Source organism: Angustibacter aerolatus, from assembly GCF_054776675.1.
The window spans coordinates 1-23,431 of record NZ_BAAHBM010000040.1; the positions used below are offsets into that span (position 1 = coordinate 1).

The window sequence follows — 23,431 nt, forward strand, 5'->3', positions numbered from 1 at the left end:
GCGGCGCCGCCCCGGCCCCGCTGACGGTGCGCCCCGGCCCGGTCACCGTGGGGGTCGCCGTCGAGCAGGCGCGCAGCCCCTCGCCGCTCACCGCCACCCTGACCGTCGCCGTCGGCGACGCCTGGCGCGAGGTGCCGCTCGGTCGGCTGCCGAGCGGTGCGGGCCGGCTGCGCGGCACCGTCCCGGCGGGCTGCGCGCCCGGGTGCCGCCTGATCGGCGTCGCCGTCGCGCACCCGGGCACCGACCTCGAGGGCGCGACGGCGCGGCTGCGGCTCACCGACCTGACGACGCCCGGCGCGACCGCCGCCTTCGACGCCCCCGGTGCCTGGCGCGCCGGCACCCCCCAGCAGGGCGGTGCGGCAGTCACCCTGCGGCGCGGCGCGGCCGGACTCGACGTCGAGCTGTCGACACCCGGCGGCGTGCCCGCCCGGGTGGTGCACACCGACGCGCCCGACCCGCTGCCCGCCGTGGTCGGTCCGCGCACCGCGGCGGGCGACGGCGTGGTGCCGGTCACCGGCCTCGACGCCCGGCCGCAGCGGGTCGCGCCCACGGGCACCGCGGCGTTCGTGCCGGGGCTCGGTCGCACCGGCGCGGTCGTCGACCTCGAGCTGGCGCTGCGCGGCACCGAGACCCCTGCGGCGCAGGGACTCCAGGTGTGGCTGGGTCGCGACGACCCGGCCGCCGAGCAGCGGCTGCGGACGGCGCTCGGCCGGGACGGCGTCCGGGTCACCGGGCGGTCGAGCGCGGCGGCGGCGTCCGACGTCCTGAGCCGCGACGGCGCGGTGCTGGCGCTGCTGCTCTTCCTGGTCTGCGCCCTCGTGGCGGTGCTGGTGGCGGCCGGCGCGCTGCTGGTGACGGCGTTCGTCGGGGCCGGTCAGCGGGCGACGGACGCCGGGGCGCTGCGTGCGGTCGGCGTGCGCGACCGCACCCTGCGGGCGGCGCTGCTCGTCGAGCACCTGGGCGGCGTCGGCGTCGGGCTGGTGGTCGGTGCGGTCGCCGCCGCGGTGGCGTCGTGGGCGCTGCTGCCGGTGCTGCCGCTCTTCGACCTGCCGTCGGAGGTGCTGAGCGTGCGCGACACCCCCGACCCGGTGTCGTTCGCGTGGACGCTGGCCGCCGTCGCCGCCGGGCTGGCGCTGCTCGCCGCCGGCGTCGCGCGGGTGCAGGGCCGCGGCAACCGGGTCGAGCGGGTCCGAGAGGGAGGACGGTGAGGTCATGAGCGGTCTGGACGTCGCGGCGCACGGGCTCGTGCACATCTACCGGCTGGAGGGCAACGACGTGGTGGCGCTCAGCGGCGTCGACCTCGACATCGCCTCGGGCGAGGTGGTCGGCCTGCTGGGCCCGTCCGGCTCGGGCAAGTCGACGCTGCTCAACCTGCTCGCCGGGCTGCTGCGGCCGAGCGCCGGACGGTTGCGCGTCGGCGACCACGACCTCACCCGGCTCGACGAGCGCGGCCTGGCCCGGATGCGCGCCAGCGACGTCGGCATCGTCGTGCAGGGCGCCATGCGCAACCTGCTGCCGTACGCCGACCCGATCGACAACGTGCGCTTCGCCCAGCGCGGCGCGCGGTCGGTCGGGCGCGCCGACCTGCCCGACCCCACCGAGGTGCTCGGGCTGGTGGGGCTGGCCGCCGAGGCGCGCACCCCGCTGCGGCAGCTCGCCCCCGGACAGCGCCAGCGGCTGGCGGTCGCCGTCGCGCTGGGCGCCCGGCCCGGCCTGCTGCTGCTCGACGAGCCGACCAGCCAGCTCGACCACGCCGGCCGCGACGAGGTGCTGGCCGCCGTCGACGACGTGAACCGGCTGGCGGGCACCACCGTCGTCGCGGTCACCCACGACCCCGAGGTCGCCGAGCGGCTGCCGCGCACCGTGACGATCCGCGACGGCCGCGTCGGGTCCGAGGGGCGCCGCGGGGAGGACTTCGCGGTCGTCGGCCGCGACGGGTCGATCGCGCTGCCGCCCGACGTCCTGGAGGCCGTGCCGCCCGGCACCCTGCTGCGCGTCGCGCTCGCCGACGGCGTCGTCACCCTGGTGCCGCAGGAGCAGGAGGAGCCGGCGTGAGCGTGCTGCTGGAGGCGAGCGGCGTCACCGTCGTGCACGAGGGACGCACCGTGCTCGGCGGCGTCGACCTGCGGGTGCCCGCCGGCCGGGTGCTCGCCGTCACCGGACCCTCGGGCGCGGGCAAGACCTCCCTGCTCTGGGCGCTCGCCGGGCTGCGGCGTCCGGACGCCGGCACGGTCGTGCTGGACGGCGAGCCGCTGGGCGACCGCGACGCCGCGGCCGGGCGCGGGGTCGTCGTGGTGCCCCAGGGCAACGGGCTGGCCAGCGTGCTGACGGCGTCCGAGAACGTGCTCGTGGCGCTGCTCGCCGGCTCGGTGCCGCCCGCGGAGGCCCGCGCGCGGGCCCTGGCGGCGCTGGAGTCGGTGGGTCTCGGGCAGGCCGGGCACCAGCTCGTCGAGGAGCTGTCGGGCGGCCAGCAGCAGCGGGTGGCCGTCGCCCGCGGGCTGGCGCAGGCCGGGCGGGTGCTGCTGGCCGACGAGCCGACCGGCGAGCTCGACGCCACGAACCGGGCCCGCGTCGTCGACCTGCTGCGGGCCGAGGCCGCCCGCGGCGCCGCCGTCGTCATGGCCACGCACGACCCCGACGCGGCCGCGGCCTGCGACGGCGAGCTGCACCTCGACGACGGCGTCCCGCACTGGCGCCGCCCGCTGCCCTGACGCCCTGCGGGGCGGGGCGGCCGACCTGCGAGACGCCCCGGCCGGTCGCGTGGTGCCGCCGCTAGCGTTGCCGCCGTGCCGAAGCCGTTGCTGCTGCCCTTCGACCCCGTCGACCGCGCGCGGCGGTCGTGGCGCAGGCGCTGGCGGCACGACGACTCGATGGCCGCCGCCACCTCGGTGATGCGCGTGCAGCAGCTGCTCATCGCCCGGTACGACGAGGCGCTCAGGCCGCACCGCCTCACCTTCGCCCGCTACGAGGCGCTGGTGCTGCTGACGTTCAGCCGCGAGGGCCGGCTGCCGCTGTCGAAGATCGGCGAGCGGCTGATGGTGCACCCGACGTCCGTCACCAACATCGTGCAGCGGCTCGAGCAGGCCGGGCTGGTCGAGCGCACCCCGAACCCGCTGGACGGCCGCGGCACGCTGGCCGGCATCACCGACGCCGGACGCTCCGTCGTCGAGGCGGCCACCGAGGCGATCACCGCCCTCGACTTCGGGCTGGAGGCGCTCGACGCCGACGAGCGCGAGCAGCTGTTCACGCTGCTGCGCAAGGTGCGCGTGCACGCCGGCGACTTCGCCGACTTCGCCGACGTCGACGAGCTGGCCGACGTCGAGGGCTGAGGCTCAGACCGCGCGGGCGGCCAGCGCGGCGTACCGGCGGTCGGGACGCTCGGGCGTGGTGCGCTGCAGCCGGTCGACCTCGACGAGACCGGCGTCGGCGAGTCGCTGCGCGAGGACGTCGACCGGCCAGTGGTGCGCGGTGGTCACGGCGTGGTCGAAGGGTGCGACCTCGGCGCCGTCGAAGAAGCCGAGCACGAGCACGCCCCCGGGTACGAGCAGGCGGCGCAGGGCGGCGAGCGCCGCCGGCAGCTCGGCCGGCGACAGGTGGATCGTGGAGTACCAGCTCAGCACCCCGGCCTGCGAGTGGTCGGGTACGCCGGGGTCGTCGAACGCGCCGACGCCGAACGCCGGCCCCGGGTGGTGGGCGCGGGCGTGCACGACGAACCGCGGTACCGGGTCGACGCCGGTGACCCGCGCGCCGAGTCCGTGCAGGTGCGCCGTCCACCACCCCGGGCCGCAGCCGACGTCGAGCACCGGGCCGTCGAGGCCGACCAGGTGCCGGCGCACGAACGCCTCGTCGGCGGGGTCCGGTCGCCAGGCGCCGTCGAACAGCTCGGCGTAGCGGTCGGCCGCCGCGTCGTACGCCGCGCGCACCGGTCCGACGTCCACCGCCGGAGCCTAGGCGGTCGAGCCGGGTCAGGTACTCGGACGTCCTAGTACCATCGCGCGCATGAGCTCTCACGACGACGTGGAGGCCGGCCGCCGGCGCTGGCAGCAGCGGTACGACGAGGCGCTGGCGAAGGGGCGGGTGCGCGACGCCGACTTCACGACGCTCTCGGGCAGCGAGGTGCAGCCGGTCTACGGGCCGCCGCCCGGCGTCGACGACCCGCGCATGGACCGCATCGGCTGGCCGGGGGAGTACCCCTTCACCCGCGGGCTCTACCCGACGGGCTACCGCGGTCGCACCTGGACCATCCGGCAGTTCGCGGGCTTCGGCAGCGCCGAGCAGACCAACGAGCGCTACCGGATGATCCTGGCGCGCGGCGGCGGCGGGCTCTCGGTCGCGTTCGACATGCCGACGCTCATGGGCCGCGACTCCGACGAGCCGGTCAGCCTCGGCGAGGTCGGTCACTGCGGCGTCGCGATCGACTCCGCGGCCGACATGGAGACGCTGTTCGCCGGCATCCCGCTGGGTGACGTCACGACGTCCATGACGATCAGCGGACCGGCCGTGCCGGTGTTCTGCATGTACCTCGTGGCCGCCGAGCGGCAGGGCGTCGACCTCTCCACCCTCGACGGCACCCTGCAGACCGACATCTTCAAGGAGTACATCGCGCAGAAGGAGTGGCTGTTCGGGCCCGAGCCGCACCTGCGCCTCATCGGCGACCTCATGGAGTTCTGCGCCGAGCGCATCCCCGCCTACAAGCCGCTCAGCGTCAGCGGGTACCACATCCGCGAGGCCGGCTCGACGGCCGCGCAGGAGCTCGCGTACACGCTGGCCGACGGTTTCGCGTACGTCGAGCTCGGCCTGTCGCGCGGGCTCGACGTCGACCGCTTCGCCCCGGGCCTCAGCTTCTTCTTCGACGCGCACGTCGACTTCTTCGAGGAGATCGCCAAGTTCCGTGCGGCACGGCGCATCTGGGCCCGTTGGTTGCGCGACGTCTACGGTGCGACGACCGACCGCGCGCAGTGGCTGCGCTTCCACACCCAGACCGCCGGCGTCTCGCTCACCGCGCAGCAGCCGGTGAACAACGTCGTGCGGACGGCGGTCGAGGCGCTCGCGGCGGTGCTGGGTGGCACGAACTCGTTGCACACCAACGCCCTCGACGAGACGCTCGCGCTGCCGACCGACGAGTCGGCCGAGATCGCGCTGCGCACCCAGCAGGTGCTGATGGCCGAGACCGGCGTGGTGAACGTCGCCGACCCGCTCGGCGGCAGCTGGTACGTCGAGGAGCTCACCGACCGCATCGAGGCCGAGGCCGAGGCGGTCTTCGAGCGCATCCGCGAGATGGGCGAGCGCGGCCGCGACCGCGACGCCGACGGCGCCGTGCAGCACGACGTCGGCCCGATGACCAGCGGCATCCTGCGCGGCATCGAGGACGGCTGGTTCACCGGCGAGATCGCCGAGGCCGCGTTCCGGTACCAGACGGCGCTGGAGAAGGGCGACAAGCAGGTGGTGGGCGTCAACGTGCACACCGAGTCGCTCGCCCGCGAGCTCGAGATCCTGCGGGTCAGCCACGAGGTCGAGCGCGAGCAGGTGCGGGTGCTCACCGAGCGCCGTGCCGCCCGCGACGAGGCGCTCGTGCGGCAGCGGCTGGCGGCGATGGTCGAGGTGGCCCGCGGCGACGGCAACCTGGTGCCGCCGATGCTCGACGCCGTGCGGGCGGAGGCGACGCTCGGCGAGATCTGCGGCGTGCTGCGCGAGGAGTGGGGCTCGTACCGCGAGCCCGCCCGGTTCTGACCGGGTCGCGCGGTCCGGCCGCGGTCCGGCGTCCCGGCGATTTCGGCTGCCCAGGTGCGGCGGCTACCCTCGACGGCTGACCTGCCCGCCAGCCAGCCACGAAGGGAGCACCCGTGCGACGGACCACCGCGGCGGTGCGCCTGGGCGTGCCGTGGCTGCTGCAGCTGCTCGGCCTCACCGTGCTGCTGCTCGGCGTCATGAGCGCCGTGCTCGTCGGCGCGCGCGGCAGCTGGACGGCGAGCGGCTCGGTGCCGCCCGGCCGGTCCGGCGTCGTCGTGGCCCCCGCGCTGTCCAGCGTGCTCGGCCCGTCGGTCGAGGTGCGGGTGACCGCGGTGGGCGACCCCGGCGCGCAGCTGTTCCTCGGCCGCAGCCGTCCGGACGACGCGGCGGCCCTGCTGCGCGGCACGCCGTCGGTGACCGTCGGCGGCCTCGACGGCGCGCGGCACCTCGACGTCAGCGCCCCGCCCGGCCGCCCCGGCACCCAGCAGCCCGACGTCCCCGACCCGGCGAGCCTCGACGTCTGGCACCAGCGCGACGGCGGCACCGGCACGGCGAGCCTGGGCTGGCGACCCACCCGGGGCGCCGAGTCGGTCGTGGTGCTGCCCGCCGGCGACCAGGCGATGCCCGCCCTCGACGTCGAGGTCACCTGGACCAAGGGGTCGTGGCGGCTGCTCGCCTGGGGTGCCGTGCTCCCCGGGCTGCTGCTGCTCGGCCTGGCCCTGCTGCTGCGCCGGGTGCTCCGGCCACGACGTGCGGCACCCGCCCGACCGGCCGAGCCGGCCGAGCCCTCGCTGCAGGCGGTCCCGTGACCCGCGTCGCCCGTGCCGTCCGCCCCGTCGCGCTCGCGGCGCTGGCCGCCGCCGCCCTCGGCGGCTGCTCGACCCAGAGCCTGCTCGGCCTCGAGCAGAACACCGCCGTGCTCAGCAACCGCGCGGTGCTGCAGCCGCAGCAGGCCGTCGAGATCGCCGGCCGCGCGCTGGCCCAGGCCGAGCGGGCCGACGCCGTGCAGACCACCGCCGCCGCGCGCACCGCCTACACCGGCCTCGCCCTCGACGTCGCCGGACCGACGTACACCGTCGCCCAGGTGCTCGACCCCGAGAAGGACCGATCCGGCGGTGCGCTCGAGCAGTACGCCCCGCCGTCGCGCGTCGTGGTCACCGCGGGCCGCGACTTCCCGCGCACCCTGCTCGCCGTGGGCACCCCCGAGGGCGGGCCCACCGCCCAGCTGTCGGTGCTCAGCACGCCCGACGTCCGCACGCCCTACCGCGTCGCGGCCCGCGCCGACCTGCTACCCGGCGCCGAGCTGCCCGCCACCGCGCCGAACGAGCGCGGCGCGGCCACCCTCGCGCCCGACGTCGAGGGCCTGGTTGCCACGCCCGAGCGGGCGCTGCGCGACTACGCGAAGCTGCTGCAGACCGGCACGAGCGGCGGCACCGACTTCGCCGACGACGTCGTGGTCGACCAGGTGCGCGGCGAGTCGGCCAAGCAGCGCAAGGGCGTCGAGAAGGTCGCGCGCTACCGGCAGACGCACGCCGCGAGCGACGACGACCTCGAGGTGGTGCGCACGGCCGACGGCGGCGCCCTGCTGGTCGGCGTCATCGAGCGGCACGACGTCTTCACCGTCCGCAAGGGCGCCGGCACCATCAAGCCCCCCGCGGCGTACGCGGCGCTCGCCGACGGCAAGCTGCAGCAGATCCGGAAGAAGGCCGACGTCACCACCGTGCAGATGGTGGCGATGGTGCTGCCGCCGAAGGGCGCCGGCGACGCCCGGGTGGTCGGCTTCAGCGAGCTGCCGACGAAGGTCACCGCCTCCTGACGGCGCGCGCCCGCGTGAGAGGATCGCGACCATGAGCCAGCCAGGCCCCTCCATCCCCATGCGCGGCGCGATCGACCTGGCCGCGGTCGCCGCGCAGAGCGAGCGCCGTCGGCAGGCCGAGGCCGCCGGCCCGGGCGCGAGCACCGCCTCGCCGTACGTGATCGACGTGCTCGAGCAGGACTTCCAGCGCGACGTCGTCGAGCGGTCGATGACCGTGCCGGTGCTCGTCGACCTGTACGTGCAGGGTGCCGAGCCCTGCGTGCAGCTGAACGCGACGCTCGAGCGGCTGGCCACCGAGTACGCCGGGCAGCTGCTGCTGGCGAAGGTCGACGTCGACGTCAACCCGCGCATCGCCCAGGTCTTCCAGGCCCAGTCGGTGCCGGTGGTCATCGCCGTGGTCAAGGGGCAGCCGATCCCGCTCTTCCAGGGCGCGGTGCCCGACGACCAGGCCAGGCAGTACCTCGACGAGCTGCTGCGGGTCGCGCAGGCCAACGGGGTGACCGGCCGCGTCGAGGGCGCCCCCGACGCCGCTGCCGACGTCGCGAGCGAGGACGCCGAGCCCGAGCTGCCGCCGCTGCACCAGGCCGCGTACGAGGCCATCGAGGCCGACGACCTCGACGCCGCCGAGCGCCACTACCAGCAGGCCCTCGCCCAGCAGCCGACCGACGACATGGCGCGCGCCGGGCTGGCCCAGGTGCACCTGCTGCAGCGCACCCGCGGCGCCGACCTGCAGGCCGCCCGCGCGGCGGCCGCCGCCGCCCCCACCGACGTCGCCGCCCAGCTGCTGGCGGCCGACCTCGACGTGCTGGGCGGTCACGTCGAGGACGCCCTGGCCCGGCTGGTCGACACGGTGCGGGTCACCGCGGGCGACGACCGCGACGCCGTGCGCGCCCACCTGCTCGAGCTGTTCGAGATCGTCGGCGCCACCGACGAGCGCGTCGTCCGCGCCCGTCGCGCGCTGACCGCCGCGCTCTTCTAGGCCCCGCGCCGCCCCCGCCGTCCTGCCGCCGGGCCGGGGTCCGCGGGCCACGTGAACGTGGCTGCGGCACCCTCCGAGGGGCGTGCACACCCCTCGAACGGTGCCGAGGCCCCGTGCAGCAGTGCACCCTGCCGCCACCTGCGACGTCCGGCCGTGGCAGCAGGCGTCGTGGACGGTCAGGGCTCTGGGACGCCGTCGCGCAGCACGAGCGGGACGTCGGGCAGCCGGCCGGTCGTGAACGCGTCGAGCACGGCGGCGAGCCGGGCACCGGGCCGGGGGCCGCGGCGGGCGCGGGCGCCGTCGGCGTCGACCCACGCGGCGGACGCCAGCTCGCCGTCGGTGAACGCGAGCCGCGTCGCGAGGCCGGCGTCGTGCACCCCGCCGTCGAACAGGAACGCCAGCAAGCCCGGCGCCCCGTCGCGACCACCGACCGCGTCGACGGCGAGCAGCTCGCCGACCGGCAGCACGCCGCCGACCTCCTCGAGCACCTCGCGCATCGCCGCCTCGCGCAGCCCCTCACCGGGTTCGGCCAGCCCACCGACCACCTCCCAGTGCTCCTTGTACGTCGGCTCGACGACGAGCGCCCGGCCCTCGCGGTCGCGCGCCACGACACCGGAGGCCACCAGCCGGCGCGGCAGCTCGGCGCGCACCGCACCCCACCGGCGCTCGACGGGGTCGGTCGGGTCGCTCGCCAGCAGCGCCAGCTGCCACGCGTCGCTCCAGCCCCCGCCCGGGGTGGGCAGCACCGCCCGCGCCACGCCCTCGCGCCGCAGCCCCGCGGCCCGCGCCGTGCGCAGACCGGGCAGGTCGTCGCACGCGACCAGCGCCTCGAGGCGGTGCACGCCCAGCGCGGAAGAGGCGTGCGCGGCCGCTGCCGCCAGCGCCGCCGTGGCGACCCCGCGTCGTCGGTGCTCGGCCTCGACCGTGCAGGTGACCCGAGCCCGCCCGGGGCCGACGCGCTGCAGCCCCAGCGTGCCGAGCGCGCCGACGTCGGGCGCGCCGTCGAGCCGGGTCAGCTCGTGAACGGCCACCGTTCCGGCGTCCCACGCGGCGTCGGCGCCCGGCTGGGGCCGCAGGCGGATGCGGGGCCCGGCGGGGTCGCTCACGCCCCGAGCGCGGCGTCGACCACCTCGCGGGCGGCGGCCTGCACCTGCGCCAGGTGCTCGGGTCCGCGGAACGACTCGGCGTAGATCTTGTAGACGTCCTCGGTGCCCGAGGGCCGGGCGGCGAACCAGGCCGACTCGGTGGTGACCTTGAGCCCGCCGACGGCCGCGTCGTTGCCCGGCGCGCGGGTCAGCTTGTCGACGATCGGCTCGCCGGCCAGCTCGGTGGCGGTGACGGCCTCCGGCGACAGCTTCGACAGCGTCGCCTTCTGCTCGCGCGTGGCGGCGGCGTCGACGCGGGCGTACGCCGGGTCGCCGAAGCGCTCCGTGAGCTCGCGGTAGTGCTGCGAGGGCGTCCTGCCGGTGACGGCGAGGATCTCCGAGGCCAGCAGCGCGAGCAGCAGGCCGTCCTTGTCGGTCGTCCACACCGAGCCGTCGCGGCGCAGGAAGGACGCGCCGGCGCTCTCCTCGCCGCCGAAGCCGACCGAGCCGTCGAGCAGGCCGGGCACGAACCACTTGAAGCCGACCGGCACCTCGATCAGCCGGCGGCCGAGGTCGGCCGCGACCCGGTCGATCATCGACGACGACACCAGCGTCTTGCCGATCGCGGTGCCGGGGGCCCAGCCGTCGCGGTGGCCGTACAGGTACTGGATCGCGACGGCCAGGAAGTGGTTGGGGTTCATCAGCCCGGCGTCCGGCGTCACGATGCCGTGCCGGTCGCTGTCGGCGTCGTTGCCGGTGGAGACGTCGTACGCGTCCTTGCGGCTGATCAGCGACGCCATGGCCGACGGCGACGAGCAGTCCATCCGGATCTTCCCGTCCCAGTCGAGCGTCATGAACGCCCACTGCGGGTCGACCTCGGGGTTGACGACGGTCAGGTCGATGCCGAGGCGTTCGGCGATCGCGCCCCAGTACGCGACGCTCGCACCGCCCATCGGGTCGGCCCCGATGCGCACGCCCGCGGATCGGATCGCGTCGACGTCGAGCACCGACGGCAGGTCGTCGACGTAGTGCGTCAGGAAGTCGTAGCGCCCCACCGCGTCGAGCGCCGCCGCCTGCTGCACCCGCCGGACGCCGGAGAGTCCCGCTCGCAGCAGGTCGTTCGCGCGGTCCTGGATCCAGCCGGTGGCGTCGCTGTCGGCCGGGCCGCCGTGCGGCGGGTTGTACTTGAAGCCGCCGTCGCGGGGCGGGTTGTGCGACGGGGTCACCACGATGCCGTCGACGTCGCCGTGCCCGCCCTCGCGGTTCAACCGCAGGATGGCGTGTGACACGGCGGGCGTGGGGGTGTAGCCGTCGGCGCTGTCGACCAGCACCTCGACGTCGTTCGCGACCAGCACCTCGAGGGCGGTGCGCCACGCCGGCAGCGAGAGGGCGTGCGTGTCGCGGCCGATCAGCAGCGGCCCGTCGACCCCCTGCGCCGCCCGGTACTCGACGATCGCCTGCGTGGTGGCCGCGATGTGCGCGTCGTTGAACGCACCGTCGAGGCTCGAGCCGCGGTGCCCGGAGGTGCCGAAGGCGACGCGCTGCGCCGGGTCGTCGAGGTCGGGCTGCACGTCGTCGTAGGCGGCGAGCAGGGCGTCGGTGTCGACGAGGTCCTCGGGCTGCGCGGGCTGTCCGGCGCGTGGGTGCGTCATGGCGCCCATCCTGTCGTCGCCGCGTGCGCGCGTCGAGCGGTGCGCGGCCGCTCAGGCGCGGTGGGCGGCGACCGGCAGCGGGGTCACCGGACGCCGGAGCAGCGCGCTGAGGCACACGCTCGCCACGTGACCGAGGGTGCGGACGCCGGCACCCGGGCGCGCGCCGTACAGCTCGAGCAGCCAGCCGGTGCGCTCGTCGTGGCAGCCCAGCGCCACCACCGAGGCCGACCCCATCTCGTGCAGCACCTGCCGCTCGGCCGGGTCGGCCTGCTCGTCGTCGCGCTCCACCCAGAACCAGCGGTGCTGCTCGATGGCGTGGCGGGTGAGCGGGAAGTCGTCGAGGCGGAAGCTGGTGTCGACGTGCAGGTCGAACCGGTCGTGGTCCAGGGGCATGGTCTGCCGCACCGCCATCGTGCTGACCCGCAGCAGCCGTGGACCGTCGAGGTCGCTGCGGCTGATCGACCAGTGCTCGAGACCGAAGGGCACCAGCAGGTGCTCGGCGAGGTGCGCCAGCCGCGAGCGCGTGCTGCTGGGTGCCTCGGCGAGCGCGGCGCCGATCGACGCCAGCGCGGTGACCGCCGCCACGGCGGTGTCGTCGTCGGCCGGTGGCTCCAGCGCGGGCGGTGTGCGGCGCAGCGGCTGGGCCGGCGCGAGCGGCCCGTGGTCGGCGGCCCGCCGGCCGCGACTGCGCGGCGGGCGCGGCATCGGGGCGCCGGTGACGTCGGAGCTCACCATGAGCAGCGCGCCGCGGGCCTTCGCGCCGTACAGCGCGGCGTCGGCCGCGGCGAGCGCGTCGGCCGGTGCGGCCCCCGCAGCGACGGCGGCCACGCCACAGCTGATCCCGACCGGCTCCGGCAGCTGGGTCAGCCGGCGCGCGGCGGCGTCGACCACCTCGATGGCGGCGGTGCGGTCGGGCCCGCGCAGCAGCACGACGAACTCGTCGCCGCCGACCCGCGACACCAGGCTGCCGACCTGGCTGGTGGCCGCCCGCGCCAGGGCGTCGGCCACCCCGACGATGGCCCGGTCGCCCGCCACGTGGCCGCCGAGGTCGTTGATCAGCTTCAGATCGTCGACGTCGACCATGACGACGGTCGCGCCGGGTCCGTCGGGTCGCAGCAGCTCGGCCAGCGCGTCGTCCATCGCCCGGCGGTTGCCGACGCCGGTGAGCGGGTCGGCGAACGCCATCCGCGCCATGCGCTGCAGCCGCTCCGCCACCGCGATCATGCCGGTCAGCTCGTCGGCCAGGCGGGCGGCGTCCGCCAGCCGGTCGTCGGGGCGGCCGGGCTCGGGCTCGGGCAGGTCGGTGACCCACAGCTCGCCCCAGAGCCGGCCGTCGACCCGCAGCGGCACGCTCATCCCGATGCGCGGGGTCTCGTACCCCATGGCGCGCATGGTGGGGGAGCCGGGCTCGAACCTGGCCGGCAGCTCGTCGTTGATCCGGGCGATGGCGTCGTCGACCGCGGCGGGATACACCTCGTCCCGCGGGAAGCGCTGCTCGTGCGGCAGCAGCGATCCCACGTTGACCAGCGTGCGCAGCAGCGCCCGGTCGCGCTCCCAGTGCGACAGCGACACCGACAGCGCCTCGAGCTCGTGCAGCGCGTGCTCGGCGGGCACCGCCAGCAGCTCCTCGTACCTGGCGTCGGGCACGGTCGCCAGGCGGCGCAGCGCCTGCTCGGCAGCCGACCGCGAGCTGGGTGCCGTCCGACCGGTCACGCACGTCCCTCCGCGATGTCGCAGGGATCATCGCACGCACGGCCGCCTCCGGGAGGATGTGCGCGCAACTCTCCGCGCACGACCCGTTGCCCGGTGCACCCGTGCGGCTCAGTCGTCGGTGGCGACCGCCGGCCGGAGCCAGACCGCACCCAGCGGCGGCAGCACGAGCGTCGTCGAGGCCGGCAGCCCGTGCCAGCTCTCGTCGACGGCCTCGACCGCGCCGAGGTTGCCGACGCCCGACCCGCCGTACCGCTCGGCGTCGGTGTTCAGCACCTCGTCCCAGCGGCCGGCGGAGGGCAGCCCCAGCCGGTACCCCTCGCGGGGGGAGCCGGAGAAGTTCACGACGCAGGCGACGACGTCGCCCGGGTCGGTGCCGAACCGCAGGAACGAGAACACGTTGCTGCTGGCGTCGTTGGCGTCGATCCACCGGAAGCCGTCGGGCGACAGGTCGTTCGACCACAGCGCCGGCAGCTCGCGGTAGCGGGCGTTGAGGTCGGTGACGGCGTTCAGCACCCCGCGGTGCGCCGGCTGGTCGAGCAGCCACCAGTCGAGGCCGTGCCCGTCGGCCCACTCGGCCTCCTGCGCGAACTCCGACCCCATGAACAGCAGCTGCTTGCCGGGGTGGGCCCACATGGTGGCCAGGTAGGCGCGCACGGTCGCGAGCTGCTGCCACCGGTCGCCCGGCATCTTGCGCAGCAGCGACCCCTTGCCGTGCACGACCTCGTCGTGGCTGATCGGCAGCACGTAGTTCTCGCTCCAGGCGTACATCAGCGAGAACGTCATCTGGTGGTGGTGGTACTGCCGGTGCACGGGCTCGTGCGCCACGTAGTCGAGGCTGTCGTGCATCCAGCCCATGTTCCACTTCAGCCCGAACCCGAGGCCCCCGACGTGCGTCGGCCGGGTGACGCCCGGCCACGCGGTGGACTCCTCGGCGATCGTGACGACGCCGGGCACCCGCTTGTAGAGGGTCGCGTTGGTCTCCTGCAGGAACTGCACCGCCTCGAGGTTCTCGCGGCCGCCGTACTGGTTCGGCAGCCACTCGCCCTCCTTGCGGGAGTAGTCGAGGTAGAGCATCGAGGCCACGCCGTCGACGCGCAGGCCGTCGCAGTGGAACTCCTCGGCCCAGTAGATGGCGTTGGCCACGAGGAAGTTGCGCACCTGCGGGCGGCCGAGGTCGAAGATGTACGAGCCCCACTCGTTGTGCCAGCCACGGCGGGGGTCGGGGTGCTCGTAGAGCGCCATGCCGTCGAACTGCACCAGCGCCCACGGGTCGGTGGCGAAGTGCCCCGGCACCCAGTCCAGGATCACGCCGATGCCCGCCTGGTGCAGCCGGTCGACGAGGTACCGGAACTCGTCGGGCTTGCCGAAGCGCGCGTCCGGCGCGTAGTAGCCGGTCACGTGGTAGCCCCAGGACGGCGCGTAGGGGTGCTGCATGACGGGCATGAGCTCGACGTGCGTGAACCCGGTCTCGAGCAGGTAGTCGACCAGCTGGTCGGCCATCTCGCGGTAGCCGAGGCCCTCGCGCCACGAGCCGAGGTGCAGCTCGTACGTCGACATCGGCCCCTGGTGCGGGTCGGTCTGCGCCCGGCGGGTCATCCACTCGTCGTCGGCCCACTCGTAGGCCGACTCGGTGACGACGGACGCGGTGGCCGGCGGCTGCTCGGCGGCGCGGGCCATCGGGTCGGCCTTCTCGCGGCGGACGCCGTCGGCCCCGGTGATCTCGAACTTGTAGCGGGAGCCGGCGCCGACGCCGGGCACGAACAGCTCCCACACGCCGGACGAGCCGAGCGACCGCATCGGGTGCTGGCGGCCGTCCCAGTGATTCAGGTCGCCGACCAGCCGGACGGCGCGCGCGTGCGGCGCCCACACCGCGAACGACGTGCCGGTGACCTCGCCCATGCTGCCGGGGTAGCGCCGCACGTGCGCCCCGAGCACGTTCCACAGCTGCTCGTGCCGTCCCTCGCCGATGAGGTGCAGGTCGACCTCGCCCAGCGTCGGCAGGAACCGGTACGGGTCGTCGACCAGCTGCGGCTCGCCGTCGTCGTAGCGCACCTCGAGGCGGTAGTCGGTCACCTCGGTCGCGGGCACGATGCCCACGAAGACGCCCTCGTGCTCGTGCTCCAGCTCGGTGCGGCTGCCGTCCGGCAGCACCGCGAGCACCGAGGCCGCGTGCGGGCGCAGGGTGCGCAGCGTGATGCCGCCCTCGTGCGGGTGCATGCCGAGCACCGCGTGCGGGTCGCCGACGTCGCCCGACACCAGGCGGTCGAGCTCGTCGCGGCCGACCGGGCGCACCGACGGGCGCACCTCGAGGTCGTCCGTCCGCGTCGCGGTCGACGTGGTGGTCGTCGCGGTCGACGTCGTGGCGGTCTGGGGAGTGGCCGGGGTGCCGGGGTCGGTGCCGGGTTCGGTGCCGGGTCGCTCGGTCGGGGTCACGTCGGACCGCCTCTCGTCGCTGGTGGGCCGGGCCGCCGCGTCGGCGCCCAGCAGTCGGTCGACGGCGCGCAGCGGGATGGGCAGCCACGCGGGTCGGTTGGCGGTCTCGTAGACGACCTCGTACAGGGCCTTGTCGAGCTCGAGCGCGCGCAGCAGCGCGGCGTCCTCGCGCGGGTCGTGCCCGGCGACGGTCGCGTAGCCGCGGCAGAACGCGTCGCGGCACGACGCCGACCAGCGCTCGGCCTGCTCGGCCAGCGCCGCCGGGTCGACGGCGGACCCGTCGGGCGCCGCGACGACGACGTGCCCGGCCGCGTAGTCGAACGAGCGCAGCATGCCGGCGACGTCGCGCAGCGCCAGATCGGGCTCGGACCGCTCGGCCAGCGGCCGCAGCGGCTCGCCCTCGAAGTCGAGCAGCACCCACCCGCGCACCGGTCCGGCGTCGAGCACCTGGCCGAGGTGGTAGTCGCCGTGCACCCGCTGCAGCGCGGGCAGCGCGGCGGCCGGCGGCAGGTCCTCGAGCACGGCGCGGGCCGCGGCCTCGCGGGCCGCCAGCTCGGGCGCCCGGCGCACCGCCTCGGCGAGCCGGCCGCGCAGCGTCTCGACCGGCGTCGAGCGACGCGCGTCGTCGGTGGCCACGGTGGGAAAGGCCTCGGCCAGGGTCAGGTGCACCCGGGCGGTCGCCGCACCGAGACCGTGGGCCTGCGCGCTGAAGTCGGCACCGGCGCGCACGGCGTCGAGCGCGACCCGCCAGGCGTCGCGGGTGCCGGGCAGGAACTCCTGCACGAAGGCGAGGTGCCCGTCGCCCGCGCCCCAGGTGCCGCTGAGCACGCCGGCGGCCCGGGGGACCGTCGTGGACCCGGCCTCGGTGAGGGCGGACTGCACCACGACGTCGGGGTTGTCGCCGGGGGCGAGCACGCGGAACACCTTGCAGATCAACGGTTCCGGCCCGTCGACGATCACCGAGGTGTTCGACTGCTCGCCGTCGAGCACGCGGCTGCCGCGCACCGGCAGCACCGGACGGCCGCCGGGCACGCGTGCGCCCCGCACCTCGATGCCGGCGCCCTCGGCCTCGCCGCCGGCGTCGACCAGGGTCATCAGCGCGGTGACGAAGGCCTGGTCGTGCGGGCCGTCGTGCACGTGCCAGCTGCCGCCGTCCGGTGCCCGCACGGTGCCGAGCAGCCCGGGCGCCGCCTGGCCCGCACCCTCCGTCGCGCCGACGGTGTCGTCGCCGGACCCGGCCGCCGGGTCGTCCTCGCGCGGCGCAGACCGGCGCAGGACCAGCGGCACCTGGTACGTCTGGCGCGTGCCGTCGCCCAGCTCGACCTCCACCAGGTGCAGCACCACCACCGTGTCGCCCTGGCGAGCGAGCGTCACCGCCGAGTCGCCGACCAGCCGCAGGCCACGGCCCTTGGCCGCGAACCAGCGCTGGCGCGGCATCCAGTCGAGCAGCAGCTCGTGCAGGTCGGTCACGGTGCGCCCTCGCGGTTGACGCGCAGCCAGAAGAAGTCGCGCGAGCCCAGCGACAGCGTCAGCCGGCCGTCGTCGCCGATCTTCGGGAAGCCGGAGCCACCGAAGAGGTCGTCGAGCAGGTGCCCGGCGTGGTCGCCGAGCTGCAGCGTGGCCGCCTGCGGGGTGGAGCCCATGTTGTTGACGCAGAGCACCGTCTCGGGCGTCTCGCCCGAGGCGTCGGTGTCGTCGAGCACCCGCAGGAACGCGAGCACGGCCGGGTTGTCGGTCTCGACGTTCACGTAGCGGCCGAGCCCGAAGACGGGGTGGCGCTTGCGGATCGCCAGCATCCCGCGGGTCCAGTGCAGCAGCGACGACTTCGAGGCCAGCTGGGCCTCGACGTTGGTGCTGTTGTAGTGGTGCTGCAGCGACTGGATGGTCGGCAGGTAGAGCTTGCCGGGGTCGGCCGAGGAGAAGCCGGCGTTGCGGTCGGGGTTCCACTGCATCGGCGTCCGCACCGCGTCGCGGTCGTCGAGCCAGATGTTGTCGCCCATCCCGAGCTCGTCGCCGTAGTAGAGGCAGGGGCTGCCGGGCAGCGACAGCAGCAGCGCGTTCATCAGCTCGATCTCGGCCCGCGAGTTGTCGAGCAGCGTCGCCAGCCGGCGGCGGATGCCGATGTTGGCCCGCATGCGCGGGTCGGGGGCGTACCAGCCGTACATCGCGGCCCGCTCCTCGACCGACACCATCTCGAGCGTCAGCTCGTCGTGGTTGCGCAGGAACGTGCCCCACTGACCGTGCTTGGGCAGGTCGGGGGTCTCGGCCAGGATGTCGACGATCGGCTTGGCCGACTCCTCGCGCATGGCGTAGTACATGCGCGGCATCACCGGGAAGTGGAAGCACATGTGGCACTCCGGCTCCTCCTCGGTGCCGAAGTACTCCACGACGTCCTGCGGCCACTGGTTCGCCTCGGCGAGCATGATCCGGCCGGGGAACTCGGTGTCGACCATCACCCGCAGCCGGCGCAGGAACTCGTGCGTGGCCGGGAGGTTCTCGCAGTTCGTGCCCTCGTCCTCGAACAGGTAGGGCACGGCGTCGAGCCGGAAGCCGTCGATGCCCAGGTCCATCCAGAAGCGGACGACGTCGAACATCGCGTCCTGCACGGCCGGGTTCTCGAAGTTCAGGTCGGGCTGGTGGCTGAAGAAGCGGTGCCAGAAGTACTGCCGCCGCACCGGGTCGAACGTCCAGTTCGACTCCTCGGTGTCGACGAAGATGATGCGTGCGTCCTGGTACTTCTCGTCGGTGTCCGACCACACGTAGAAGTCGCCGTACGGCCCGGTCGGGTCGCTGCGGCTGGCCTGGAACCAGGCGTGCTGGTCGCTGGTGTGGTTCATCACCAGGTCGACGATCACCCGGATGCCGCGGGCATGCGCCTGGCTCACGAGCTCGGTGAAGTCGGGCATGGTGCCGAACTCGGGCAGCACCGAGCAGTAGTCGGAGATGTCGTACCCGCCGTCGCGCAGCGGGCTGGCGTAGAACGGCGGCAGCCAGAGGCAGTCGATGCCCAGCCACTGCAGGTAGTCGAGCTTGCCGATCAGCCCGGTGAAGTCGCCCGAGCCGCTGCCGTTCGAGTCGGCGAAGGCGCGCACCAGCACCTCGTAGAAGACGGCCTTCTTGTGCCAGTCCGGGTCGTGACGCAGACCCTGCGCGGGGAGGTTCAGTCCCTGCATCTCAGATTCCTCTCACGTGCACGACGTGCGCGGGGTTGACGTGCGGGTCGAGGCGCACGAAGACGTGCTCACCCCAGTGCCAGGTCTGGTCGCTCAGCAGGTCGTGCGCGACGAAGCCGTCCTGCCAGTCCATGCCCAGCGCCGGCATGTCGAGGTGCACCATCGTCTCCCGCACGCCGTGCGGGTCGAGGTTCACCACGACGATCACCGTGTCGTCGTGACCGGTCGGTGACTGCGCCGCGGTGAGCCGCTTGCTGTAGGCGATCACCTGGTCGCTGTCGGTCGCGTGGAAGCGGATGTTGCGCAGCCGCTGCAGGGCCGGGTGCGCGCGCCGCACCTGGTTCAGCCGGGTGAGCAGCGGCGCCAGGCTGGTGCCCGCGGCCTCCGCGCCCGCCCAGTCGCGCGGCTTGAACTCGTACTTCTCGTTGTCGACCTGCTCCTCGGCGCCCGGCCGGGCCACGTTCTCGACCAGCTCGTACCCGGCGTAGATCCCGTACGTCGGCGACATGGTGGCTGCGAGCACCGCGCGCAGCTCGAACGCGGGCCGCCCGCCGTACTGCATGTACGGCGTGAGGATGTCGTGCGTGGTCGGCCAGAAGCTGGGGCGCATGTAGTCGGCCGCCCGGCCCGACAGCTCGGTGAGGTACTCGGTGAGCCCCTCCTTGTCGTTGCGCCAGGCGAAGTACGTGTACGACTGGTGGAAACCGACCTTGCCGAGCGTGTGCATCATCGCCGGCTTGGTGAACGCCTCGGCGAGGAAGATCACCTCGGGGTGCCGCTCGTTGACCTGCGCGATCAGCCACTCCCAGAAGCGGACCGGCTTGGTGTGCGGGTTGTCGACACGGAACAGCGTGACGCCGTGCTGCACCCAGGTCAGGACGACGCGCAGCACCTCGCGGCTGATGCCGTCCGGGTCGTTGTCGAAGTTCAGCGGGTAGATGTCCTGGTACTTCTTCGGCGGGTTCTCGGCGTAGGCGATCGAGCCGTCGGCCCGCGTGGTGAACCACTCGGGGTGCGCGCTCACCCACGGGTGGTCGGGGGAGCACTGCAGCGCCAGGTCGAGCGCCACCTCGAGGCCGACCTCGCGGGCCCGGGCGACGAAGGCGTCGAAGTCCTCGAACGTGCCCAGCGAGGGGTCGATGGCGTCGTGGCCGCCGTCGGGGGAGCCGATGGCGTAGGGCGAGCCGGGGTCGCCCGGCTCGGTGTGCAGCGTGTTGTTGCGGCCCTTGCGGTTCGAGGTGCCGATCGGGTGGATGGGCGTGAGGTACGCGACGTCGAAGCCCATCGCCGCGATGCCATCGAGCCGCTCCGCCGCGGTGCGCAGCGTGCCGGTGCGCGCCTCGCCGGTCACCGGGTCGACGACGGCGCCCTCCGACCGCGGGAAGAACTCGTACCAGGCGCCGGTCAGCGCCAGCGGGCGCTGCACCTCGATCTGCAGCTCGGCCGAGCGGCTCACCATCTCGCGCACCGGCAGCTCGTCGAGACCGGCGTGCACGGCGGCGGAGGTGCCGGCGGCGAGCCGGGCCTGCGCCGGGCGCGAGGTGTCGCGCAGGCCGGTGGCGGCGTCGCGCAGCACCTGGGCGTGCGCGGTGCTCCGGTCGCGGGCGCCGGCGGCGCGCTCGAGCAGCTGCGCGCCCTCCTCGAGCATCAGCTCGGTGTCGACGTCGGCCGCCACCTTCAGCACCGCGTCGTGCTCCCAGGTGCCGTAGGGGTCGGACCAGCCCTCGACCCGGAACCGCCAGCGACCGAGCTCGTCGAGCACGACGTCGGCACCGAACAGGTCGAGGCCGGGCTCGAGCAGGTCCATGCGCACCCGGTGGCGCTCGCCCCCGCCGGGCGCGATGGTCACCACCGTGGCGGCGACCGCGTCGTGGCCCTCGCGGAAGACGGTGGCGCGCACGGGCACGGCCTCGCCGACGACGGCCCGGGCGGGCCAGCGGCCGGCGTCGACGGCGGGGGTCACGTCGAGCACGGGGATGCGTCCGATCACCGCCATGACGCTACCGACACCTGCAGGGCGCGCGCACCCGGAGGGGTCGCCCCGTGCGGCCCGCGCCCTCCGTCCACAGCCCGGTGTCCACAGGTCGGGACGACGGGCGACGCGCCGAGCCCGGACGTGCAGACGGGTGCCGAGGGGCCCCGCGGTCGCCTAGGGTCGTCGCCTGTGAGAGCCATCCGCCGATTCAGCGTCCGCACCGTCCTGCCGGCCCCCATCGCCGCGCTCGGGGAGCTGGCCAGCAACCTGCGCTGGTCCTGGCACGCGCCCACGCGCGACCTGTTCGCCGCCGTCGACCCCCGACGGTGGGAGCAGGTCCGCCGCGACCCCGTGGCCCTGCTGGGCGACGTGACCACCGACCAGCTCGACGCGCTGGCCGCCGACCCCGCCTTCGTGGCCCGGGTCGACGCCGCCGCCGCCGACCTGCGCGCGTACCTCGAGCAGCCGCGCTGGTACCAGCAGCACGCCGAGGCCGCGGGCGAGGCCGGCGTCCCCGCGTCCATCGCCTACTTCTCCGCCGAGTTCGGCATCACGGCCGTGCTGCCGCAGTACTCCGGTGGCCTCGGCATCCTCGCCGGCGACCACCTCAAGGCCTCGTCCGACCTCGGCGTGCCCGTCGTCGGCGTCGGCCTGTTCTACAAGACCGGCTACTTCAAGCAGTCGCTGACCCGCGAGGGCTGGCAGCAGGAGACCTACCCCGTCCTCGACCCCGACGGGCTGCCGCTCGCGCTGCTGCGCGAGGAGGACGGCACGCCGGCCGAGGTCACCGTCGACCTGCCCGGCGGCCGCCGGCTCGTGGCCCACGTGTGGCGCGCGCAGGTCGGCCGGGTGCCGCTGCTGCTGCTCGACTCCGACGTCGAGGCCAACGACGACGCGATCCGCGGCGTCACCGACCGGCTCTACGGCGGGTCGGGCGAGCACCGCCTCCAGCAGGAGATGCTGCTGGGCATCGGCGGCGTCCGGGCGCTGCGCCTGTGGTCGCGGCTGTCCGGTGCGCCGCAGCCCGACGTCTACCACTGCAACGAGGGCCACGCCGGCTTCCTCGGGCTCGAGCGGATCAGCGAGCTCGTCACCGGGCAGGGCATGACCTTCGAGGAGGCGCTCGAGGCCGTCCGCGCCGGCACCGTCTTCACCACCCACACCCCGGTGCCCGCCGGCATCGACCGCTTCGGCACCGACCAGATCCAGAACGCCTTCGGGGGCGGCAACGCGCTGCCCGGCGTGCCGGTCGAGCAGGTGCTGCGGCTGGGCGTCGAGGACTACCCCGGCGGCGAGGCCGGCGTCTTTAACATGGCCGTCATGGGGCTGCGCCTCGGCGGTCGGGCGAACGGCGTCTCGCAGCTGCACGGCGTGGTCAGCCGCGGCATGTTCGACGTGCTGTGGCCGGGCTTCGACGACCCCGAGGTGCCGATCAGCTCGATCACCAACGGCGTCCACGCCCCCACGTGGGTCGACCGGCGGCTGCTCGAGCTCGTGCGCGAGCACGGCGGCGGCGAGCTCGCCGACGACCCGCGGGCGTGGGACGCCGTGGGCCGCATCCCCGCCGACCGCGTGTGGGCGGCGCGGCGCGAGATGCGCGAGCAGCTCGTCGTGGAGGCTCGCCGTCGGGTGCGCGCGTCGTGGCGCCGCCGCGGCGCGAGCTCGGCCGAGCTGGGCTGGGTCGACAAGGTGCTCGACCCCGACGTGCTGACCATCGGGTTCGCCCGGCGGGTGCCGACGTACAAGCGGCTGACCCTGATGCTGCGCGACCCCGACCGGCTGCGCGCCCTGCTGCTCGACCCCGAGCGGCCGGTGCAGATCGTCATCGCCGGCAAGTCGCACCCGGCCGACGACAAGGGCAAGTCGCTCATCCAGCAGATGGTGCGGTTCGCCGACGACGCCGGCGTGCGCCACCGCATCGTGTTCCTGCCGAACTACGACATCGCGATGGCGCAGTACCTGTACCCCGGTTGCGACGTCTGGCTGAACAACCCGCTGCGCCCGTTCGAGGCGTGCGGCACGTCCGGCATGAAGGCCGCGCTGAACGGCGGCCTGAACCTGTCGATCCTCGACGGGTGGTGGGACGAGTGGTTCGACGGCGAGAACGGCTGGGCGATCCCGACGGCCGACGAGGTCGAGGACGCCGACCACCGCGACGACCTCGAGGCGGCCGCGCTCTACGACCTCATCGAGGGACAGGTCGCGCCGCGGTTCTACGCCCGCGACGAGGAGACCGGGCTGCCCGGCCGCTGGCTCGAGATGGTCGGGCACACGCTGTCGACCCTCGGGCCGAAGGTGCTGGCCACCCGCCAGGTCACCGACTACGTCGAGCAGCTGTACACCCCGGCGAGCCGCAGCGCCCGGGCGCTGGCGCAGGACGGCTACGCGGCCGCCCGCGACCTCGCGTCGTGGAAGGCGCAGGTGCGCGGCAGCTGGGAGGGCGTGCGCGTCGACCACGTCGAGTCGACCGGCGTCAGCGACTCGCCGCAGGTCGGCGACGTGCTGTCGGTGCGGGCGTTCGTGTCGCTCGGCGGTCTGCGACCGGAGGACGTCGAGGTGCAGGTCGTCCACGGCCGCGCCACCTACGCCGACGAGATCGCCGACAGCAGCACGGTCGCGCTCGCGCACGCCGAGGCGTACGAGGGCGGCCGGCACCGGTTCGAGGGCGACCTGCGGCTGGCCCGCACCGGGTCCTTCGGCTACACCGTGCGGGTGCTACCGAAGCACACCGGGCTGGTCAGCCAGGCCGAGCTGGGGCTCGTCACGAACGCCTGACCCACGAGCGGCCGCAGGCCCCCGTCGTCCGCACCGAGCGGACGGCGGGGGCCTGCGCCGTCTGCGGCCGGTCGTGGCGGGGCCGGTCGTGGCGCGGCCG

At 74.9% G+C, this 23,431-nt stretch carries 16 protein-coding genes; 9 read left to right on the forward strand and 7 right to left on the reverse strand.

Annotation, left to right across the window (positions count from 1 at the left end; all coding sequences use genetic code 11):
* The 4 genes from ACYVI6_RS10810 to ACYVI6_RS10825 all read left to right on the forward strand — a co-directional run.
* The coding region (locus ACYVI6_RS10810) for an FtsX-like permease family protein (RefSeq protein WP_460446377.1) at positions 1-1,208 on the forward strand (1,208 nt) is incomplete at its 5' end.
* 4 nt (positions 1,209-1,212) lie between these two features.
* Entirely contained in the window at positions 1,213-2,055 is an 843-nt protein-coding gene (locus ACYVI6_RS10815; protein WP_460446378.1) for an ABC transporter ATP-binding protein, read from the forward strand.
* A 2-nt stretch (positions 2,056-2,057) separates the two neighbouring features.
* Positions 2,058-2,711 (forward strand): ABC transporter ATP-binding protein, encoded by a 654-nt coding sequence (locus ACYVI6_RS10820; protein ID WP_460446399.1) that lies wholly within the window; start codon positions 2,058-2,060, stop codon positions 2,709-2,711.
* A 75-nt stretch (positions 2,712-2,786) separates the two neighbouring features.
* On the forward strand, positions 2,787-3,329 hold the full coding sequence (locus ACYVI6_RS10825) for a MarR family winged helix-turn-helix transcriptional regulator (RefSeq protein ID WP_460446379.1): 543 nt from the start codon (positions 2,787-2,789) through the stop codon (positions 3,327-3,329).
* A 3-nt stretch (positions 3,330-3,332) separates the two neighbouring features.
* Here the strand turns inward: ACYVI6_RS10825 and ACYVI6_RS10830 are convergent, their stop codons facing one another.
* A complete protein-coding gene (locus tag ACYVI6_RS10830) occupies positions 3,333-3,938 on the reverse strand; it encodes a class I SAM-dependent methyltransferase (RefSeq protein ID WP_460446380.1) in 606 nt (201 codons plus the stop codon).
* Positions 3,939-3,999: 61 nt separating this feature from the next.
* Here ACYVI6_RS10830 and ACYVI6_RS10835 point away from each other — a divergent pair, with 61 nt between their 5' ends.
* From ACYVI6_RS10835 to ACYVI6_RS10850, 4 genes are all read left to right on the forward strand, one after another.
* Positions 4,000-5,730: an acyl-CoA mutase large subunit family protein gene (locus ACYVI6_RS10835; RefSeq protein ID WP_460446381.1), complete on the forward strand. Its 1,731-nt coding sequence runs from the start codon at positions 4,000-4,002 to the stop codon at positions 5,728-5,730.
* Positions 5,731-5,843: 113 nt separating this feature from the next.
* A complete protein-coding gene (locus ACYVI6_RS10840; protein WP_460446382.1) occupies positions 5,844-6,539 on the forward strand; it encodes a hypothetical protein in 696 nt (231 codons plus the stop codon).
* On the forward strand, positions 6,536-7,546 hold the full coding sequence (locus ACYVI6_RS10845; protein ID WP_460446383.1) for a hypothetical protein: 1,011 nt from the start codon (positions 6,536-6,538) through the stop codon (positions 7,544-7,546). The genes ACYVI6_RS10840 and ACYVI6_RS10845 overlap by 4 nt, the downstream gene beginning before the upstream one ends.
* Positions 7,547-7,577: 31 nt before the next feature.
* Complete coding sequence (locus tag ACYVI6_RS10850) at positions 7,578-8,525, forward strand: co-chaperone YbbN (protein WP_460446384.1); 948 nt, start codon at positions 7,578-7,580, stop codon at positions 8,523-8,525.
* A 176-nt stretch (positions 8,526-8,701) separates the two neighbouring features.
* On the opposite strand, the gene ACYVI6_RS10855 is transcribed toward ACYVI6_RS10850, so the two are convergent.
* The 6 genes from ACYVI6_RS10855 to ACYVI6_RS10880 all read right to left on the reverse strand — a co-directional run bounded on the left by ACYVI6_RS10855 (position 8,702) and on the right by ACYVI6_RS10880 (position 20,577).
* On the reverse strand, positions 8,702-9,631 hold the full coding sequence (locus ACYVI6_RS10855) for a GNAT family N-acetyltransferase (RefSeq protein WP_460446385.1): 930 nt from the start codon (positions 9,629-9,631) through the stop codon (positions 8,702-8,704).
* Positions 9,628-11,262 carry a phosphoglucomutase (alpha-D-glucose-1,6-bisphosphate-dependent) gene (gene pgm, locus ACYVI6_RS10860; RefSeq protein ID WP_460446386.1) on the reverse strand — a complete coding sequence of 545 codons (1,635 nt, stop codon included), beginning with the start codon at positions 11,260-11,262 and terminating at the stop codon, positions 9,628-9,630. The genes ACYVI6_RS10855 and pgm overlap by 4 nt, the downstream gene beginning before the upstream one ends.
* Positions 11,263-11,313: 51 nt before the next feature.
* Complete coding sequence (locus ACYVI6_RS10865; RefSeq protein WP_460446387.1) at positions 11,314-12,975, reverse strand: GGDEF domain-containing protein; 1,662 nt, start codon at positions 12,973-12,975, stop codon at positions 11,314-11,316.
* 108 nt (positions 12,976-13,083) lie between these two features.
* Positions 13,084-16,845, reverse strand: coding sequence for a 1,4-alpha-glucan branching protein GlgB (glgB, locus tag ACYVI6_RS10870; RefSeq protein WP_460446400.1), 3,762 nt, complete (start codon positions 16,843-16,845; stop codon positions 13,084-13,086).
* A 29-nt stretch (positions 16,846-16,874) separates the two neighbouring features.
* A complete protein-coding gene (treS, locus tag ACYVI6_RS10875) occupies positions 16,875-18,581 on the reverse strand; it encodes a maltose alpha-D-glucosyltransferase (protein WP_460446388.1) in 1,707 nt (568 codons plus the stop codon).
* 1 nt (position 18,582) lies between these two features.
* The gene (locus ACYVI6_RS10880) at positions 18,583-20,577 is read right to left on the reverse strand and encodes an alpha-1,4-glucan--maltose-1-phosphate maltosyltransferase (RefSeq protein WP_460446389.1); all 1,995 of its coding nucleotides are present in this window, start codon (positions 20,575-20,577) and stop codon (positions 18,583-18,585) included.
* 168 nt (positions 20,578-20,745) lie between these two features.
* On the opposite strand from ACYVI6_RS10880, the gene glgP reads away from it, so the two are divergent.
* Entirely contained in the window at positions 20,746-23,331 is a 2,586-nt protein-coding gene (glgP, locus tag ACYVI6_RS10885; RefSeq protein WP_460446390.1) for an alpha-glucan family phosphorylase, read from the forward strand.
* Positions 23,332-23,431: the final 100 nt, after the last annotated feature.

Excerpts from the sequence above, each read along its gene's own strand:
- ACYVI6_RS10880 (WP_460446389.1), bottom strand. The coding sequence starts at position 20,577 with ATGGCGGTGATCGGACGCATCCCCGTGCTCGACGTGACCCCCGCCGTC.
- pgm (WP_460446386.1), bottom strand. The coding sequence starts at position 11,262 with ATGACGCACCCACGCGCCGGACAGCCCGCGCAGCCCGAGGACCTCGTC.
- ACYVI6_RS10815 (WP_460446378.1), top strand. The coding sequence starts at position 1,213 with ATGAGCGGTCTGGACGTCGCGGCGCACGGGCTCGTGCACATCTACCGG.
- ACYVI6_RS10835 (WP_460446381.1), top strand. The coding sequence starts at position 4,000 with ATGAGCTCTCACGACGACGTGGAGGCCGGCCGCCGGCGCTGGCAGCAG.
- treS (WP_460446388.1), bottom strand. The coding sequence starts at position 18,581 with ATGCAGGGACTGAACCTCCCCGCGCAGGGTCTGCGTCACGACCCGGAC.
- glgB (WP_460446400.1), bottom strand. The coding sequence starts at position 16,845 with ATGCCGCGCCAGCGCTGGTTCGCGGCCAAGGGCCGTGGCCTGCGGCTG.
- ACYVI6_RS10850 (WP_460446384.1), top strand. The coding sequence starts at position 7,578 with ATGAGCCAGCCAGGCCCCTCCATCCCCATGCGCGGCGCGATCGACCTG.